Genomic DNA, 448 nt, shown 5'->3' on the forward strand with positions numbered 1-448 from the left:
GGGCTTCCAGCCGGCGTCGTCGAGCAGCTTCGAGGCCTTCTCGATGTTGAACTCCCAGCTGGTGTTCTTCGAGACGAACTTCTCAGGACCGTTGAGGAAGTTGGCGGTGGTGCGGCCGGCGCGGCCATAGATCGCCTTCTTGATGGAGTCACGGTCGACCAGCATCGACAGCGCCTTGCGCACCGCCGGATCGGAGAACAGAGGATGCTTGGTCTTCATCGAGGACTTCTCGCCGTCGACCTCAACGTTCGGATCGGTGAAGTTGAGCGCGATGAACTCGGTGTCGCCGCCCACGGCATAGATGGTCTTGCCCTTGCCGCCCTTCTCCAGGCGCAGCAGCACGTCGTCCTCGACCTGGATGTTCCATCCGAAATCATATTCGCCGGTCTGGATCACCGCGCGCGCGGCCGAGACGGCATCGCCGCCGCCCTTCATCTCGATCGAATCG

At 62.3% G+C, this 448-nt stretch carries 1 protein-coding gene; it reads right to left on the reverse strand.

Annotated elements, in window-relative coordinates; genetic code table 11:
* On the reverse strand, positions 1–448 hold a 448-nt coding region (locus ACNFOC_RS55380; RefSeq protein WP_416966444.1), incomplete at both ends, for an ABC transporter substrate-binding protein.

This window comes from Streptomyces colwelliae, from assembly GCF_048158785.1.
In the GTDB taxonomy this organism is placed as follows: Bacteria; Actinomycetota; Actinomycetes; order Streptomycetales; family Streptomycetaceae; genus Streptomyces.